Raw genomic sequence first — 2,046 nt, forward strand, 5'->3', positions numbered from 1 at the left:
GGCGCGGCGACCCGAGCGAGTGCGGCCATCCCGCACCGCTCCGGCAACGCGCGCGAGGCAACGCTCCCGCCAGGCTCGCTCGGTCGGCATTCCAATGTTGTAGTCGGGCGGCCGGCACGCTGGTGCCGCTGCTGGAGCCCGACGATCCGCCCATCAACACGGGCTTCATCGCCGAGCGCGCCAACTCCGTGCTCAGCCCGGCGGCGACCCGGGTGCGTGATGCGATCCGGGTCGCCGCCCGCGACTGGCGCTAGGAACCGCCCTCGGTCAGGGTGACCGTCTTCGGGGTGAAGCCGCTGCCGTTGACGTCCACGTTCTGCGACTTGAGCGTGTCCAGTGCCTTGCGGACATAGTCGTTCGTGTACGCGAGACCCTCCGGAGCCTTGGTCAGCACCGTCTGCCCGTCGGCGTTCTTCGTCGTCATCGACAGGTCGACCGTGGCCCTCCAGGCCGTCTCGTCGATCACGCCGGCGCCGGCCGGTGCCGGCCAGACCAGCTTGTTGACCTCGTTGACCTGCCAGAGCTGGTGGCTCGCGCCGAGCTTCGAACCGCGCTTGACGACCAGGTCGCGGCAGGCCTCCGGGTTGTCCCGGCAGTACGCCCAGCCCTTGATCGAGGCGGCCAGGAACTTCACCGCGGTGTCCTGGTAGGACTGGTCGGACTCCAGCTTGGCCGTGTTGGCCCACACCGCGTCCTGGAGCATCGCGGTGCCCTCCTTGTTCCAGTCGAGCACGGTGAAGGCCTCCGGCTTGTAGAGCTGGCCGGTCGCCGGGTCCTTGGCCTCCAGGAGCTGCGCGTACTCGTTGTAGCTCATCGCCTGTGCCGCGTCGATGTCCTTGCGCAGCAGGCCCTGCATGTCGAACTGCTGCTGCACCAGCGTCACGTCCTTGCCGGGGTCGATCCCCGCCTTGGTCATCGCCGCGAACAGCTCGAACTCGTTGCCGAAGCCCCAGTTGCCGACCTTCTTGCCGCGCAGGTCGGCCGGGGACTTGATGTTGGAAGACGCGAAGGAGACCTGGTACGTGCCGGAGCGCTGGAAGATCTGGCCGATGTCGGTGATCTCGGCGCCCTGCTCGCGGGACGCCAGTGCCTTGGGCACCCAGGCGATCGCGAAGTCGGCCTGGCCCTGCGCCAGCACGGTCTGCGGGACGATGTCGACGCCGCCCTCGAGGATCTCGACGTCGAGGCCCTGCTCCTTGTAGAAACCCTGGTCGGCGGCCGCGATGTAGCCGGCGAACTGGCCCTGGACGAACCACTGCAACTGGAGCTTGACCTTGGTGGTGCCGCCGCTGCCGGTCGATGGCGCCGGCTCGTCGGCGGTGCCGCACGCGGTGAGCACCATGGCGGACAGCGCCAGCACGGCGCCGGCGAGGCGGAATCTGTTGCGCATCTGGTCCTCCGGTTGTTCAGACCCTCCGCCAGGGCATAACGAGCCGCTCCAGGAGAAGGGCCACCAGATAGAAGACGAGGCCGAGCACACACGCGCCGACCACGAAGGCCCAGGCACGGGGGTACGCGGTGTTGGCCGCCGCCGAGGTGATCCGGGAGCCCAGGCCGTTCTGCAGACCGCCGAAGTACTCCGCGACCACCGCCGCGATCACCGCCAGGGAGGACGCCTGGCGCAGACCGGTGAAGACGAACGGCAGGGCGGCGGGAAGGCGGACCAGCCGGGTGAACGTCCAGCCGCGCGCCGCGTAGCTGGCCATCAGGTCCCGGTGGATCGGGTCCACCTCGCGCAGCCCGCGCAGCGCGTTGACGAACACGGGGAAGAACACCACGATCGCGACCACCAGGCGCCGGGGGACGCTGCTGGTCGACTCGAACATGTTGTTGAGGATGGGTGCCAGCGCGATGATCGGCAGCGCGTTGAGCGCCGCCGCCACCGGGATCGAGACCTCGCCGAGGAACGTGAACCAGGCGGCGACCATCGCCGCGAGCAGGGCCACGGCCGCGCCGAGGAGCAGGCCGACCAGGGCGTTCTCGCCGCTGGCCAGGCCGGTGCGCCAGACCACGGCGCGGTTCTGCCAGAGCTGCTCGCCGATCGCC

3 protein-coding genes are annotated in these 2,046 nt (G+C 69.6%); 1 reads left to right on the forward strand and 2 read right to left on the reverse strand.

Features of this window, described 5'->3' with window-relative positions:
• Window positions 1–254: hypothetical protein (locus AB0H87_RS41220; protein ID WP_360159138.1), on the forward strand; the 254-nt coding region annotated here is incomplete at its 5' end.
• On the opposite strand, the gene AB0H87_RS41225 is transcribed toward AB0H87_RS41220, so the two are convergent.
• Both AB0H87_RS41225 and AB0H87_RS41230 read right to left on the reverse strand, forming a co-directional pair.
• Window positions 251–1,390 carry an ABC transporter substrate-binding protein gene (locus tag AB0H87_RS41225; protein ID WP_360159141.1) on the reverse strand — a complete coding sequence of 380 codons (1,140 nt, stop codon included), beginning with the start codon at window positions 1,388–1,390 and terminating at the stop codon, window positions 251–253. The genes AB0H87_RS41220 and AB0H87_RS41225 overlap by 4 nt on opposite strands.
• A gap of 16 nt (window positions 1,391–1,406) precedes the next feature.
• Window positions 1,407–2,046: ABC transporter permease subunit (locus AB0H87_RS41230; protein WP_360159144.1), on the reverse strand; the 640-nt coding region annotated here is incomplete at its 5' end.

The organism is Asanoa sp. NPDC050611, assembly GCF_040654855.1.
Taxonomy (GTDB): domain Bacteria; phylum Actinomycetota; class Actinomycetes; order Mycobacteriales; family Micromonosporaceae; genus Asanoa.